This window comes from Pseudomonas sp. K2I15 (genome assembly GCF_002204795.1).
In the GTDB taxonomy this organism is placed as follows: domain Bacteria; phylum Pseudomonadota; class Gammaproteobacteria; order Pseudomonadales; family Pseudomonadaceae; genus Aquipseudomonas.
This window is the reverse complement of sequence record NZ_NIXO01000001.1, coordinates 295,045-309,258: the sequence shown is the minus strand read 5'-3', so window position 1 is coordinate 309,258 and position 14,214 is coordinate 295,045. Positions and strand designations below refer to the sequence as shown.

Genomic DNA, 14,214 nt, shown 5'->3' with positions numbered 1-14,214 from the left:
CGCCACTTTTTAAGCATTCACACTGGCATAATCCATCGCACTTTCGGCTGGAGAACGCCCATGTCGCGTTACCTTTTTTTAGTGTTGAGCGTTGCGCTTTCGGTGGCCAATGCGAGCGAGAAATCCCCGTCCAAAGATGACCACGACCTGGCCTACAGCCTGGGCGCGAGCTTGGGTGAACGCCTGCGCCAAGAGATGCCGGGCCTGCAAGTCGAGGCGCTGATCGACGGCCTCAAACAGGCCTACCAAGGCAAGCCACTGGCCCTGGACGACACACGCATCGAACAGATCCTTGCCCAGCACGAAGCGCAAAACGCGCCAGACAATCGAGCACCACAAAGTGAAAAGGCACTCGCAGCCGAGCAACAATTTTTAGCCAGTGAGAAATCCAAAAGTGGTGTGCACGAATTGGCAGACGGCATCCTGATGACCGAACTGTCCCCTGGCAGCGGGAAAAAGCCTGCCGCCGATGATCGCGTGCAAGTGAACTACGTTGGGCGGTTACCCGACGGGACAGTCTTCGACAAGAGCACACAGCCCCAGTGGTTTCGTCTGGACAGCGTGATCAGCGGCTGGCGAAGCGCGTTGCAACAGATGCCGGTGGGCGCGAAATGGCGCCTGGTGATTCCATCCGACCAAGCCTATGGCGCTGATGGTGCCGGCGAGTTGATCCCGCCTTATACGCCGCTGGTATTCGAAATCGAATTGCTCGGCGCGGGCGCCTGAACCCAAACGAAAAACGGTGCGCAATGCGCACCGTTTTTTTGTGTTGTGGCGAGTCAGGCTTTGGCCGTCAACTCTTCCTTGTGGGCGTTGTGCAGCACCTCGATCAGGCAATCTTCCAGCTCGAAACGCTCATGAAGCAAACCGCCCAACTCTTTGAATTTTTCTGCAACACACTTGCCGGCATCACACAGGTCGTTGAAGGCCAGCAGCTTCTCGGTGATGACGTCGATGCGCGGGTAAATCGTTTCTGCCAAGTCCAGGCCACGTTGATCGTCGAAGGCTTCGGCCTCTTTGGTCAACTGCTCGTAGACACCGAAGTGCCCCGCCGAGACGTAGTCCACCAATACGCCGCAGAATTCCTGCAATGGCTTGCGGTTCTCGCTTATCGCTTCGGGCTTGGCACCGAGAGCATCAAAGGCCCGAACCAGTTCGTGACGCGCTTTCAACCAACCATCGATCAGTTTGTGCACCCCACCCCAGCGTTCCTGAGCATTCTGACAACTTTCCAGCATGATGATCTCTCTTCCCTATAGGGGCGCCGCCTGCTGCCCGCGCAACACTTCAAGGTTAAAGCGGCAACCGGGCAAAGGTGCTTCGAACAGTCTGTTTCAATAACACGTGCGGGCCAGATTATGCCCGCATGACTATGGCATCAAGGTACGCAGGAGAGAAAGTTCATACAAGTGTTTAATCCCTTCCTACAACCTGCGGGCACCTGTCAGTGCCGTGCAAGGCCAAAACGCTGGCTCAGCAACAACCGCGAGAACTGCGCTGCGCCAAGGATCAGCATGGCCACGAAGAACAGCAAGCTCCACTCCGGAATACTCAAGTCGAACAGCGTCCAGTTGATTTCCACACAGTCGACGGTGCCCTTGAAGATCAGGGTCAACGCCTCCCGGAGCGACAGATTCTCGATCATGTATTGGAGGCCGGGCCAACAGGTAGGCAGCTGTTCCGGCGGCGTATTTTGCAGCAATACCTGGCGTATCGCCGTGATGGCGCCCAGCACTGCGCAGCCCATGCTCGCCAGCCAATACAGGTAGATCCCGGACCGCTTGGGTCCATGAATCACCGCCACCAGGTTGATCAGCGTGAAGGCAGCCACAAGCACTCGTTGTACCTGACACAGGAAACAAGGGCGCAAAAGCGCGGCGTATTCCAGGTAAAAGGATGCGCCCAGCGTCAGCGCACCAGCCAAAAACGCCAGGAGGAACAGGGAGCGTGAGGGGGCCAAAGACATTGTTTATCCGCAACGCAAGAGATAGGTAGTTACGGTAGAGGAAAGGCCTTACCCCTTTCAATACGCACCGGAGCAGACGATTCCGCGAGAGCGTAGGGATATCCCGTCAGAAGATGAGCGATTAAACGCGCGTCTGCGTAGGAGTTTACTACAAGCCGTATTGACTACAGCTATTAGGCGATATTGAAGGGTTGGCCGCCAGACAATTCTCAGCCAACCCTTATGCTGATTCCTACGTCAAACCCGCGCCGGAACCGGCAGCGGTGACGCCAGCAAACGCTTGTCCAGCAGGCCCAGGCCTTCCTGGAACAACTGGTTGCTGCGCTCGGTGTCGCCCAACTGCGCCAGCAGGCGCGCCAGTTCGGCGCAGGCTTCAGGGTTGCGCTGCACTTGCAGGCTGCTTTCCAGGTAGTCCCGTGCCTTGCCCCACAAGCTGTTTTGCAGGCATAGGCGCCCAAGGGTCAGCAACAGGCTGGCATCGCCCGGATGGTCCTTGAGCCAGCCCTCGGCAAACTTCAACTGCTTCGCCGGATCGCTGCCACGCAGCAAGCCGTAGAGCCTGATCAGATGGCTGTCGTATTCACGTTTGAGCGCACCGCGCAGCACTTCCTCGGCTTTGGCATCCGCGCCCAATTGACGCAGCTGTTCGGCGTACGCCAGCACCAGTTGCGGTTCCTGGCGCTGGGGCGAAGTCAGTTGCTGCCAGGCGCGCTCAAGGGATTGCTGGCCGGCCTCGCCTTGCTCTTCACGCTGGGCGGCCAGGGTCAGGTTCTCGCCCCAGGCGCGACGCTCCAGGTCGGCCAGCTCGGCAGGTGGCAGCGCCTTGTCCTTGCGCAGTTCAGGCAACAGCCGGATCACCGAAGACCAATCACCGCGCTGCTGATACAGCCGCTGTAATTGACGCAATACCTGGACGTTATGCGGATGACGCTCATGCATGGCCTGCAAGGTGACCAGGGCACCCTCGCTGTCGCCACGGTCCATCTGCAACTGCGCATGACTCAAGGCCACCGCCAGTTCGGCCTGGGGCTGGCGCTCAAGCGCGCGTTCCAGCAGGCCGTCCGCCTCCTCATAACGCCCTTGCTCGTTGGCCGCCCGGGCCGCGCCGAGGTAGTAAAGCAATGGCTGACGCTCTGCTTCGGCAGCACGGTGCAAGTGACGCTCGGCGCTGGCCCAACGCCCTTCGGCGAGGTCCATCTGGCCTTGTTCAATGGCGACCTGCACCCGACGGCTGCGATTGCGCCGCGACCAGGGGTTGACCACGCCACCCGAGGTCAACACCAGGCCCAGCAGCGCCCGGACCAGGTAGATCGCAAGGCCGATGACAAACAACGCCACCAGTGTCGACCACAGCCCGGACTCGTAATGCAGCACATGGGGATAGGTAATCAGCACGTAACCGGTGTGTTTCGAAATGCCCACAGCCAGCGCCAAGGCGATCGCAATCGCCAGCACCAGGATCACATAGAAACGCTTCATCGGCTTTACTCCTGGGTCGCCGGCTTGCCAGCGGAAGCCTTGGCTTCTTCGGCAGACAGATGGCGACGGTCAAGGTAGGCCTGCACGGCGGCCAGACTCGCGGCCAGGTCCGGCGTCACCACCGAGACGGCCTTGGGCTCGAGCTCGGCAATACGCGCCAGCATGTTTTTGCTTTGCGGGTTGTCTTGATTAAAGTTGTCCTGCAGGACGCTTCGGGCCTCGCCCAGGGATCGGCTGTACACCGCCGGTTCGCCGTTGAGCGCCGCCCACTGCGCTTGCTCCAGTGCCAAGCTCAGGGCCAGTCGCACCTGGTTCAGGCCTTGCCCTGCCAAGAGCGGGCGAATGTTGTCATCCGGGTTGAAGTCGATGCGGAAATACCGCGAGATCTGCTCCCACCACTGGCTCCAGCGGTTGTCCGTATCCGTAGTCTGACGGCCTTCATTAGCGGCTTCCGGGAGTTGGTATTCCGGAGCGATGGCCGCCAGTTGCACGACCTGATCACGCAGTGCAGCCAGTTGCAGGTACAGCCCGGTGCGGTCCGGCTGTTCGACGCTGCGCAAGGCGGCGAGGCTCTTGGCTAACTGCTCACGGGCGGCGTACGAGCCCGGGTCGCTCTGTTCACGGAGGATTTCGTCAGCGCCCTGGACCAGCGCCTGAGCGCTGTTGATGTCCTGCAGGGCAGAAAGACGCAGGCTGGCCAGGCGGATCAGGTGTTCGGCCTCGGCCAGTCGCCAGTCCTGGCGGCTGGCACCCAGCACGGTTTCCAGCCGCTGGCTCAAGCGCTGTTGATCGCCCTGCAATTGCGCCACCAGCCGGCGGCGCTCTTCCAGTTCATCAGCGCCCGGCAGTTGCCCCAGGCGGGCCGACAGTTGCTGCTGGCCCTGCTTGAGGCTCTGGGATTGGTCGTCCAGGGTTTGCACTTGGCCCAGCTGTTGCTGGCTGCTCGCCTGCAGTGCGCGGACCTGCCAGACCCCCCAACCGCCGGCGGCAACGCCAGCGGCACCGAGCAACAAGGCCACGATGGCCAGGCCGTTGCCACGGCGCGGGGCGGTGACCGGTGTCTCAACAGGCGCATCAAGCGCGGGCTGAGCTTCATCTTTAGGCAAGGCTGTTTCGCTCACGTATCCATCCTTTGCGTATTAGAGAGTGGGAACGGAAAGGCTCCGTAACGCCACTAACAAAGCCGCGGCACTGGCGCCACGACAATCCACAACTTCTTGCGCGCCAGCAGCACGCGCCATCTCGGCGACTCGCGGGCTGGGCACGAACAACGGCAGCTGTGCCACCAGGGGCCAATCTGTGCCGGCCACGGCTTGCAGGTGTAAAAAACCCTGCCCACTGCTGACCACCACGCCGTTCAAGCGTTCCACGTTTATGCGCTGGGTCAGGGTTGCACTGTCGTAATCCGGCAGGAAACGGCGATACAACTCCAGATAGTCGACACTAGCACCTTGCTCGCGTAAACGCTCAGCCAGCAGCTCGCGCCCGCCCTCGCCCCGCAGGATCAGCACCCTGGCACCAGGCCGTGCGATAGCCTCGCGCAAGGCGGCCAGTTCAAGCAAGGCTTCACTGTCGTCGCCTTCCTGGGGATAGCTGACGTCAAGGCCATGCCCGGCCAACACCTGCGCCGTAGCAGCGCCCACGCTGAACCATGGCAAGGCCGGTGGTTGTGGCCAATGTCGAGCCAGCAACTGCAAGCCCAGGCGCGCCGCCGGCTTGCTCACCACGATCACCGCGCAATAGCGGTCCAGCTCGCGAAAAACCGTCTGTTGTTCAGGCGTGACGGGCAGCGCCTCAATCTCCAGCAACGGCAGGCTGCTGCTGAAGATACCTTCCTCGGATAACGTCGCCGCCAGGGCTGCCGACTCCTCGGCAGGCCGCGTCAGCAACACACGCCATTGCGTCACTGCGGACCGGCCTCGCCGTACACCGCTTGCAGAATGGCACCGGCGCCTTTTTCGAGCAGTTCTTCGGCGACTTTGATGCCAAGGCTGGTCGCCTCGCTTTGCGGCCCGCGAATCTCGGCAGTGAGCAGCAACCCGCCACTCGGGTCGCCCACCAGGCCACGCAGCCAGAGGTTCTCGCCCTCAAGCACGGCGTAGCAGGCGATGGGCACCTGGCAACCACCGTTGAGGTGCTTGTTCAGGGCCCGTTCGGCGGTGACTCGAATTTCAGTGTCGTGGTGATCCAGAGGCTTGAGCAGCGCATGAATTTCGCTGTCGGCGGTGCGGCATTCGATACCCACAGCGCCCTGCCCGCCCGCCGGCAAGCTGTCTTCGACGCTGATGGCCGAGGTGATGCGGTCTTCAAAGCCCAGGCGAATCAGGCCGGCTGCCGCGAGGATGATCGCGTCATATTCACAGGCGTCCAGCTTGGCCAGGCGCGTATTGACGTTGCCCCGCAGGAAGCGGATTTGCAGGTCCGGGCGGCGGGTCAGCAACTGTGCCTGGCGACGCAGGCTGGAGGTGCCGACGACGCTGCCCAGCGGCAGTTCATCAAGGGAGGCGTAGGTATTGGAAACGAAGGCGTCGCGCGGGTCTTCGCGCTCGCAGATGCAAAACAGGCCCAGGCCTTCAGGGAAGTCCATGGGCACGTCTTTCATCGAATGCACGGCGATGTCGGCTTCGTTCTCCAGCAGCGCGGTTTCCAGCTCTTTAACGAACAGGCCCTTGCCGCCGATTTTCGACAGTGGCGAATCAAGCAGCTTGTCGCCGCGACTGACCATGGGCACCAGGGACACCTTGAGGCCGGGATGGGCTTGCTTAAGGCGTGCTTTGACGTACTCGGCCTGCCATAAGGCCAGGGCGCTTTTACGGGTGGCGATGCGGATTTCGCGAGAGGACATGGATCAATCCGTACTGAATAGATACGGCAGATAATAACAGCTCAGGCAAATGCGCTTTGATTTGAATCAGCAAGTGCGGGGCCTCCCTGGCCGCGTCGCACCGGGATATGGGCGGTGAAGCTCGCCTCAGCCCTCAGGCTAAAGCTGCTGCATCATCTTGCGCACACCGGCGACATGGCGCCGGCTGACGATCAAGGCGTCGCCATTGAGGCCCTTCAGGAACAGCTGAAAGTGGCCAAGAGGCGTGCGCTGCAGGCGCTCAATTCGCTCGCGTGCCACCAACGCATTGCGGTGGATGCGCACAAAGCGGTCGCCAAATTCATCTTCCAGGGCCTTGAGCGGCTCATCGAGCAGCACTTCACCGGCTTCGTGACGCAAGGTCACGTACTTGTGATCGGCAATGAAATAGACCACCTGGTCCAGGGGAATCAGCTCGATACCCTTGCGGGTGCGGGCGCTGATATGGCTGCGCGGCCCGTTGCCGCCCAAGGCTGCGGGCTGGGTCAGGGCGGCGAGCTGGACACGATTGGGACGCTCGGCTTTTTTCAAGGCGCGAAGCAACGCATCGGCATTGATCGGCTTGACCAGGAAGCTGACACCGCTGGCATCCAGAGCCTCGGAAGAGAACTCATCCTGGGAGGCGCACAGCACCACCGAAGGCGGCGATTCTCGCTCGCTCAGGCGGGCAGCAACCTGCAAGCCATCAAGGCCCGGCATGCGGATGTCGAGCAAAACGACATCCGGCTTGAGGCTGTCAATAAGGGCCAAGGCTTCCTCGCCACTGGTGGCGCTCGGCTCAAGGACACTGTAACCCTCGAGTTCACTGACCAAACGGCTCAGTCGCTCGCGGGCTTGGGGTTCGTCATCAACGATCAGGACATTCATATTGCGCTGGATTCCTGCGTGAGTCTCGCACAAGGATAGCGTAGACAGGTGCGGTGACTTCCGTCACGGCGATCCACGCTAAGACTAGCGCGAGCGGCAAAAAGTGCCCCGAGAGTGGCACCAATATTTACCCGGACCTGTTCAATCGCGCCCAAAGCCTGCTGCCTTCGGGCATCGTCGTAGGGTTTGCTGATACACAATACGAACACCCCCTCTCTAATGGATAGCCTGGAGTTCGACCTCATCACCTGGCATTGGTGCAGTGCACCTTCTGTCAGCGCAATGCTCTATCAGTGCAACTGTAGACGCTCGCGAAGACGATATTGCTCAATCGTCAAATATCGTTTCAATAAACACGCTTTGTTTAGCCACGGACCGTAAGTTTTAAACCCCCGTTCAGTCCTGGCTCCAGTCTCGTCCTGCGCGAGGCCGGCGGCAAGGCACTTAGCCATCTTGGAAACAAATAAAAATGCCGCGCCCCGGCATCGTCGCCTCCGGGGGCAACCCTGTTATTATCGGCGCCACACTTTCATGCCCTCTTTCCAGCAGATCACGAGCGAATCCATGAGCACCGACAAGACCAACCAGTCCTGGGGCGGCCGCTTCAGTGAACCCGTCGACGCCTTCGTCGCGCGCTTCACCGCCTCCGTCACCTTCGACCAGCGCCTCTACCGCCACGACATCATGGGCTCGATCGCCCACGCCACGATGCTGGCCAAGGTCGGCGTGCTGACCGACGCCGAGCGCGACAGCATCATCGACGGCCTGACCACCATCCGTGGTGAGATCGAAGCCGGCACCTTCGACTGGCGCGTCGACCTGGAAGACGTGCACATGAACATCGAGGCCCGCCTCACCGACCGCATCGGTGTGACCGGCAAGAAGCTGCACACCGGTCGCAGCCGTAACGACCAGGTGGCCACCGATATCCGCCTGTGGCTGCGGGACGAGATCGACCTGATCCTGGCGCAAATCACCCGCCTGCAAAAAGGGCTGCTGGAACAGGCAGAGCGTGAGTCCGGCACCATCATGCCCGGCTTCACCCACCTGCAAACCGCACAGCCTGTGACCTTCGGCCACCACCTGCTGGCCTGGTTCGAAATGCTCAGCCGCGACTACGAGCGCCTGGTGGACTGCCGCAAGCGCGCCAACCGCATGCCACTGGGCAGCGCCGCACTGGCGGGCACCACCTACCCGATCGACCGCGAATACACCGCGCAGCTGCTGGGTTTCGACGCTGTGGGCGGCAACTCCCTGGACGGCGTGTCGGACCGTGACTTCGCCATCGAATTCTGCGCCGCGGCCAGCATCGCGATGATGCACTTGTCGCGTTTCTCGGAAGAGCTGGTGCTGTGGACCAGCGCGCAATTCCAGTTCATCGACCTGCCGGACCGCTTCTGCACCGGCAGCTCGATCATGCCGCAAAAGAAAAACCCTGACGTGCCGGAGCTGGTGCGCGGCAAAAGCGGCCGTGTCTTCGGCGCGCTGATGGGCCTGTTGACCCTGATGAAAGGCCAGCCGCTGGCCTACAACAAGGACAACCAGGAAGACAAAGAGCCGTTGTTCGACGCCGCCGACACCCTGCGCGATTCGCTGCGGGCCTTTGCCGACATGATCCCGGCGATCAAGCCCAAGCACGCCATCATGCGTGAAGCGGCTTTGCGTGGTTTCTCCACCGCGACCGACCTGGCCGACTACCTGGTACGCCGTGGCCTGCCGTTCCGCGACTGCCACGAAATCGTTGGGCATGCCGTGAAATACGGCGTGGACAGCGGCAAGGACCTGGCGGAAATGAGCCTGGAAGAACTGCGCACGTTCAGCGACCAGATCGAGCAGGACGTGTTTGCGGTACTGACCCTGGAAGGCTCGGTGAATGCCCGTAACCATATCGGCGGCACTGCGCCGGCGCAGGTGAAGGCTGCCGTGGTTCGCGGCCAGGAACTGCTCGCCAGCCGCTAACCCAAAGGTAAGTGCCCCGGCAAATAAGGGCGAACACTGAACCTGTGGTGAGGGAGCTTGCTCCCTCGCCACAAAAGCAGTCTTTATTTCTTGGCAGCAATCATCGCCATAAACGCCGGCATCGCCGCTTCCTTGTCCGCCGCGACCCGCTGGGCATTCGGCAGCGCCTGCAGCCGCGCAAGCAACGCCTTGGCCTTCGGCAACTCAGCCAACAGGTCCAACCCGAACAGCTTCCCGGCCACGCTACAAGCCAGGTCCACGCTGTACACAAAATACAAATCTGCAATCGTGAAACTATCCCCCGCCACATACGGCGCGAACTTCCCGTGCCGCCCCAGCGATGCGATTCCCAGCAGCAACTCAGCCCTGGATTTTTCCTTGATCGCCTCCGACACCGGCATCCCGAAAAACGCCTCGGCAAAACACGCGCGGGCCGGCAGCTCAATGTACAGCTCGATTTCCCTGCACAACGCCAGCACCTGGGCACGCTGAAACGGATCGCTCGGCAGCAGCGAACGCCCGCCCTGGGTCTGCTCGATGTATTCGAGAATCACGCTGGTTTCGTTGATAAACCCTTGCTCTACACCCAGTACTGGCACCTTGCTCCGCGGGCTCACGGCCAATGCTTCGGGGGTCTGGCCCGCATAGAAAGGCACCTCTTCAAAGGGCAGCCCTTTCTCCAGCAGCGCCAGTTTGACCATGTTGTAGTAGTTGCTGACCGAAAATCCATAAAGCTTGAGCATCACAAAGCCTCCAGGCCGTGTACGGGGTTGGCAGCAGTGGTTATAGGTCGGGATGCCGCGCCTGACCAGCAGCATCACCCGAGTGAATGGAGGTAGACTGGCGCCCTTTCCTCCAGGAGCCTGCCATGAGCGAGCCAACCGATATCGACAACGACGAAGAAGAGTTCGCCGAGACCACCTTGATTGAAGCGATCGAAAACCAGATCGAAAGCGACAACCCGCCCGCCGCCAAAGCCACGTTCAACAAGTTGACCCTGGTGGGCTACGAGCGCGAAGACATCCTGCAAATGATGGCCCACGTACTCGCCATCGAAATCGACGCGCTGCTCGAAGAAGACCGCGCCTTCAATACCGAATGGTATGAAACTACCTTGCGCGCACTGCCAGAGCTGCCGCCCGAGAAGCAATAGCACCGCCCTTTGTAGGAGCGAGCTTGCTCGCGAAAAACGCCATTACACCGCGCGTATTCAGGATGCCAGCGTTATCGTTAACGCCCTTCGCGAGCAAGCTCGCTCCTACACACTGGACAGCTCGACAAAGTGCGTTCACCTTATGGCTGCTAACGTCTAAAAATTCCTAGAAAGTCTGGAGTCCTTATGTCGTATACCCCTGAGTTGGTTGCCGAACTGGAAATCCTTGCACTCTTTAACCTGGGCAGCTCCCAGGAAGGTCTGAAAGTTCATCAGACTGCCGCTCCCACTGCCATTGCCGCTGCCCGGCGCCTTTACGAAAAAGACCTGATCGACCAGCCAGACGGTGGCTACCTCACCAGCCTTGGCCGGGACGCTGCCGAACATGCACAAGGTCTGCTGACTATCCTGACGACCAGCAAAGAAGCCGCCTGACACCTCGTATCGCCCACGGGATCCTCTTTTCACGGATTCCGCGGGCATTCCTGCGCCCGGGATAAAATTCCGGCGTCAAAAACAAATTCCCGCTAAACCTCCTACGCTACTGGCTGTAAACTCCTACACGGCCGCCCATGTCGGGCCCTGCGAGCCACCGAGTTCGACATGACCCGCACCCATGAAATCCGCCCCGACCTGGACGAAGGCATCGACCGCAAGGTGCTGGCCCAGTTGCGCGCGCGGTTTCTGGCCCTGAACGAAGGCCGCATGGCCCGGGCCATTGAAGGGCTGACGCCACGCCAGCAAAGCGTACTGACGCTGTTGCCGCTGTTTTTTCACGTCAATCACCCGCTGCTGCCAGGCTATGTGTCGGGCAGCACGCCGGCCGGCCTGTCGAATTTTGAACCCGACGCGCAAGCCTTGGCCGAGGCCCAGCGGCTGACCCGCACGTTTTCCTACAAGCCCCGGCACGGCAACCCGCCGCGCCCGATTCATGGCCTGTTCCTGATGGGCAGCCTGGGCACGCTGGCCCAGGCCGATCAAAGTGATATGGACGTGTGGGTCTGCCACGCGGCCGATCTCAGCGAGAACGAGCTGGCCGAGCTGCGCAAAAAATGCCAATTGCTGGAAACCTGGGCCCTGAGCATGGGCGCCGAGGCGCATTTTTTCCTGATCGAGCCGACGCGGTTTATCCAGGGCGAGCGCGACACTCAACTGAGTTCCGAAGACTGCGGCACCAGCCAGCATTACCTGCTGTTGGACGAGTTCTACCGCACCGCCATCTGGCTGGCAGGGCGCACGCCGATCTGGTGGCTGGTGCCGGTGTACGAAGAAACCCGCTACGCCGAATTCACCCATGCGCTGATCTCCAAGCGCTTTATCCGCGCCGATGAAACCCTCGACCTGGGCCACCTGGCCCACATCCCGCCCGGTGAGTTTATCGGTGCCGGCCTGTGGCAGTTGTTCAAGGGCATCGAATCGCCCTACAAGTCGGTACTCAAACTCCTGCTGACCGAGGTCTACGCCAGCGAGCACCCGAGGGTGCAGTGCCTGAGCCTGCGCTTCAAGCGTGCGGTGTTTGCCAACCAGATGGACCTGGACGAGCTGGACCCGTACATCGTGGTCTATCGTCGCATCGAGGAATACCTCAAGGCCCGCAACGAGCCGGAGCGCCTGGAACTGGTGCGACGCAGCCTGTACCTGAAGGTCAACCGCAAGCTCAGCGTCGGCCAGCGCACCGGCTGGCAGCGTTTGCTGCTGGAACGCCTGGCCAATGAGTGGGGTTGGGACCAGCGCCAACTGGCCCTGCTGGACAGCCGCAGCCAATGGAAAGTCCGCCAGGTGGCCTCCGAACGCCGCGCACTGGTCAACGAGCTTAACTACAGCTATCGCTTCCTGACCCAGTTTGCCCGCACCGAACAGAGCGTCAGCCTGATCAACAAGCGCGACATCAATGTACTGGGCAGGCGCTTGTATGCGGCGTTCGAGCGCAAGGCCGGCAAGGTCGAGTTCATCAACCCCGGTATCGCCCCGGACCTGGCCGAAGACACCCTGACACTGGTGCAGTCGCCCAACCGCAAAGAGCCCGGCCAGCACCATTGGGGCCTGTACAACGGCAGCCTGACCGCCCTGGAATGGGAGCATTTTGCGCCGATCAAACGCAGCCGCGACCTGTTGGAAATGCTCACCTGGTGCCACCGCAACGGCGTGATCGACAGCAGCACCCGCCTGGCCTTGCATCCCGGCACCAGTGACATGACCGAGTTCGAGCTGTTCAACCTGCTGGGCAGCCTGCAACAGACCGTCGTCCTGCCGTTGGCCAGCGTCGATGAAGAACGCCTGCTGCGCTCGGCGGTGCCCGAGGAAGTGCTGCTGCTGATCAACGTCGGCGTCGACCCGCTCAAACACCACCGCGACCTGAACATCCTGATGACCACCGAGCGCACCGACTCCCTGAGTTACGCGGGCGTGCGCGAAAACCTGGTGCTGACCCTGGACCAGGTCACCGTCAACAGCTGGAACGAGGTGATGGTCAGCCGCTACGACGGCCCCCACGCGTTGCTCGACTGCCTGCGCGACTACCTCAATCAACTGCCGGCCAATCATTTGCCGCGATTGCGGGTGCGCTGCTTCTGCCACAACCGCGCGCAATTCATTGCCCAGCGCGTGGAAGAAATCTTCGACACTGCGCAAAACCTGCTGCTGGGCCAGGAAAACCATCGCTACCTGGTGCAGGTGCAACAGCACTACCACGTGATGGAGCTGACGCCCGGCCAAGCCAACCATGTGTCACTGGCGACCCAGGACGCGCTGATCACCTACCTCAGCGAAGAGCTGGCCAGCTACAGCCCGTTGCACCTGGACACCATGGCCCTGGAAGACCACGACCTGGCGCTGTTGCTGCCCATGGGCCTGCCCGACTGCGTGCAAGTGTTCTACCGGATCAACGACGGGATTGCCGAGCTGTACGTGCTGGATGAATTCAACGCGCTCTGGCAGCAGCGCCTGCCGTTTCACGACGAGCAAAGCCTGTTGGTGCCGTTGCAGCGCTTCCTGCAGTCGATTATTTATCGCCGCGACGCGCTGCTGCCGCTGGACCCGCAACAGCCTCTCGGTGCGGTACAAATCCAGTATTACCAACTGTTACCGTCAGGCACCGGCCGCGCACGCCGGGCCGAACCGCGCCCTGCGCCGCAAACCCCGGCCAACAAACCGTTCTACGATGTGCAGGCGATTATCGGCAAGGCAGCACCGGGCCAGGTGGGGATCACCTTGTACTGCAATCAACGGGAGTTTTCCGAGCTGGAATTTGGCGACCAACTGTTTGCGGTGGTCGCCCAGGAAATCGTCGGGCAACGCCGGGAGGCCGAACGTTACCGCTGCTACATCACCGATCTGGACTTGTCCGGCCTGCTCGGTGATGTTCAAAGCCCGAGCAATCTGTACCTGCGCTACAAGGCTGATCTGGAACTGGCGCTCAATGAAGCGCTGAACCAGGTTTAAAGCCGGCCCGCTTAAAGAGAGAACGCGCCGCCGTCTTTGGGCTGGCCTTCAACACTGAGCAATTCAAGCTTGAGGGTCTTGCCACCCGGCGCTGGCCAGTCGATATGCTGACCGACTTGCAGGCCCAGCAACGCGCTGCCCACCGGCGCCAGGACCGAGATTTTGCCTTCGTCGGCGTTCGCGTCCTTGGGGTAGACCAGGGTCAGGTGATAGTCCTTGCCACTGCCTTGTTCACGGCAATGCACGCTGGAGTTCATGGTCACGACAGTAGCAGGCACTTCATCGTGGCCAACCACTTCTTCGGCGCGGTCGAGTTCGTGCTGCAGGGCTTCAACGCCCGGCGACGCCTCGCCTACACGGTCGATCAGTTGCTCAAGACGCTGCACGTCAAGACGGGTGAGGATGATGGAAGGTGCGGTCATGATTCAGGCAGACTCCTTTTTTCTGCACAAAAAAGCAAAACCCCGCCAGGAAAAGGCGGGGTTC

General features: G+C 61.1%; 14 protein-coding genes. 5 read left to right on the top strand and 9 right to left on the bottom strand.

Annotated features, from left to right (window positions below; translation table 11 throughout):
- Positions 1 to 60: 60 nt before the first annotated feature.
- Positions 61 to 726 carry an FKBP-type peptidyl-prolyl cis-trans isomerase gene (locus tag CEC48_RS01465; RefSeq protein ID WP_088422112.1) on the top strand — a complete coding sequence of 222 codons (666 nt, stop codon included), beginning with the start codon at positions 61 to 63 and terminating at the stop codon, positions 724 to 726.
- Between the two features lie 53 nt (positions 727 to 779).
- On the opposite strand, the gene rsd is transcribed toward CEC48_RS01465, so the two are convergent.
- The 7 genes from rsd to CEC48_RS01430 form a co-directional block, all read right to left on the bottom strand.
- Positions 780 to 1,238, bottom strand: coding sequence for a sigma D regulator (gene rsd, locus CEC48_RS01460; RefSeq protein ID WP_088422111.1), 459 nt, complete (start codon positions 1,236 to 1,238; stop codon positions 780 to 782).
- 206 nt (positions 1,239 to 1,444) lie between these two features.
- Positions 1,445 to 1,966 carry a disulfide bond formation protein B gene (locus CEC48_RS01455; protein ID WP_088422110.1) on the bottom strand — a complete coding sequence of 174 codons (522 nt, stop codon included), beginning with the start codon at positions 1,964 to 1,966 and terminating at the stop codon, positions 1,445 to 1,447.
- Positions 1,967 to 2,203: 237 nt separating this feature from the next.
- Positions 2,204 to 3,445, bottom strand: coding sequence for a heme biosynthesis protein HemY (locus CEC48_RS01450; protein ID WP_088422109.1), 1,242 nt, complete (start codon positions 3,443 to 3,445; stop codon positions 2,204 to 2,206).
- Between the two features lie 5 nt (positions 3,446 to 3,450).
- A complete protein-coding gene (locus CEC48_RS01445; protein ID WP_088422108.1) occupies positions 3,451 to 4,566 on the bottom strand; it encodes a uroporphyrinogen-III C-methyltransferase in 1,116 nt (371 codons plus the stop codon).
- Positions 4,567 to 4,584: 18 nt separating this feature from the next.
- Complete coding sequence (locus tag CEC48_RS01440) at positions 4,585 to 5,352, bottom strand: uroporphyrinogen-III synthase (protein WP_088422107.1); 768 nt, start codon at positions 5,350 to 5,352, stop codon at positions 4,585 to 4,587.
- A complete protein-coding gene (gene hemC / locus CEC48_RS01435) occupies positions 5,349 to 6,290 on the bottom strand; it encodes a hydroxymethylbilane synthase (protein WP_088422106.1) in 942 nt (313 codons plus the stop codon). The genes CEC48_RS01440 and hemC overlap by 4 nt, the downstream gene beginning before the upstream one ends.
- Positions 6,291 to 6,428: 138 nt before the next feature.
- Positions 6,429 to 7,175 (bottom strand): LytTR family DNA-binding domain-containing protein, encoded by a 747-nt coding sequence (locus tag CEC48_RS01430; protein WP_088422105.1) that lies wholly within the window; start codon positions 7,173 to 7,175, stop codon positions 6,429 to 6,431.
- A 564-nt stretch (positions 7,176 to 7,739) separates the two neighbouring features.
- Between CEC48_RS01430 and argH the strand changes: the two genes are divergently transcribed.
- The gene (gene argH / locus CEC48_RS01420) at positions 7,740 to 9,134 is read left to right on the top strand and encodes an argininosuccinate lyase (protein WP_088422104.1); all 1,395 of its coding nucleotides are present in this window, start codon (positions 7,740 to 7,742) and stop codon (positions 9,132 to 9,134) included.
- Between the two features lie 83 nt (positions 9,135 to 9,217).
- On the opposite strand, the gene CEC48_RS01415 is transcribed toward argH, so the two are convergent.
- Positions 9,218 to 9,877, bottom strand: coding sequence for a glutathione S-transferase family protein (locus tag CEC48_RS01415; protein WP_088422103.1), 660 nt, complete (start codon positions 9,875 to 9,877; stop codon positions 9,218 to 9,220).
- A gap of 125 nt (positions 9,878 to 10,002) precedes the next feature.
- Between CEC48_RS01415 and CEC48_RS01410 the strand changes: the two genes are divergently transcribed.
- The 3 genes from CEC48_RS01410 (at position 10,003) to CEC48_RS01395 (ending at position 13,728) form a co-directional block, all read left to right on the top strand.
- A complete protein-coding gene (locus CEC48_RS01410; protein ID WP_088422102.1) occupies positions 10,003 to 10,287 on the top strand; it encodes a hypothetical protein in 285 nt (94 codons plus the stop codon).
- A 186-nt stretch (positions 10,288 to 10,473) separates the two neighbouring features.
- Positions 10,474 to 10,722, top strand: coding sequence for a TIGR02647 family protein (locus CEC48_RS01400; protein ID WP_088422100.1), 249 nt, complete (start codon positions 10,474 to 10,476; stop codon positions 10,720 to 10,722).
- 168 nt (positions 10,723 to 10,890) lie between these two features.
- On the top strand, positions 10,891 to 13,728 hold the full coding sequence (locus CEC48_RS01395; protein WP_088422099.1) for a class I adenylate cyclase: 2,838 nt from the start codon (positions 10,891 to 10,893) through the stop codon (positions 13,726 to 13,728).
- 11 nt (positions 13,729 to 13,739) lie between these two features.
- Here the strand turns inward: CEC48_RS01395 and rnk are convergent, their stop codons facing one another.
- Positions 13,740 to 14,150, bottom strand: a complete 411-nt coding sequence (gene rnk, locus CEC48_RS01390; protein ID WP_088422098.1) for a nucleoside diphosphate kinase regulator — start codon at positions 14,148 to 14,150, stop codon at positions 13,740 to 13,742.
- Positions 14,151 to 14,214: the final 64 nt, after the last annotated feature.

Bases quoted from the DNA above. Each gene is read 5' to 3' on its own strand.
- argH (WP_088422104.1), top strand. From the start codon at position 7,740: ATGAGCACCGACAAGACCAACCAGTCCTGGGGCGGCCGCTTCAGTGAA.
- CEC48_RS01400 (WP_088422100.1), top strand. From the start codon at position 10,474: ATGTCGTATACCCCTGAGTTGGTTGCCGAACTGGAAATCCTTGCACTC.
- CEC48_RS01415 (WP_088422103.1), bottom strand. From the start codon at position 9,877: ATGCTCAAGCTTTATGGATTTTCGGTCAGCAACTACTACAACATGGTC.
- CEC48_RS01395 (WP_088422099.1), top strand. From the start codon at position 10,891: ATGACCCGCACCCATGAAATCCGCCCCGACCTGGACGAAGGCATCGAC.
- CEC48_RS01410 (WP_088422102.1), top strand. From the start codon at position 10,003: ATGAGCGAGCCAACCGATATCGACAACGACGAAGAAGAGTTCGCCGAG.
- rsd (WP_088422111.1), bottom strand. From the start codon at position 1,238: ATGCTGGAAAGTTGTCAGAATGCTCAGGAACGCTGGGGTGGGGTGCAC.
- CEC48_RS01465 (WP_088422112.1), top strand. From the start codon at position 61: ATGTCGCGTTACCTTTTTTTAGTGTTGAGCGTTGCGCTTTCGGTGGCC.
- rnk (WP_088422098.1), bottom strand. From the start codon at position 14,150: ATGACCGCACCTTCCATCATCCTCACCCGTCTTGACGTGCAGCGTCTT.
- CEC48_RS01430 (WP_088422105.1), bottom strand. From the start codon at position 7,175: ATGAATGTCCTGATCGTTGATGACGAACCCCAAGCCCGCGAGCGACTG.
- hemC (WP_088422106.1), bottom strand. From the start codon at position 6,290: ATGTCCTCTCGCGAAATCCGCATCGCCACCCGTAAAAGCGCCCTGGCC.
- CEC48_RS01450 (WP_088422109.1), bottom strand. From the start codon at position 3,445: ATGAAGCGTTTCTATGTGATCCTGGTGCTGGCGATTGCGATCGCCTTG.
- CEC48_RS01455 (WP_088422110.1), bottom strand. From the start codon at position 1,966: ATGTCTTTGGCCCCCTCACGCTCCCTGTTCCTCCTGGCGTTTTTGGCT.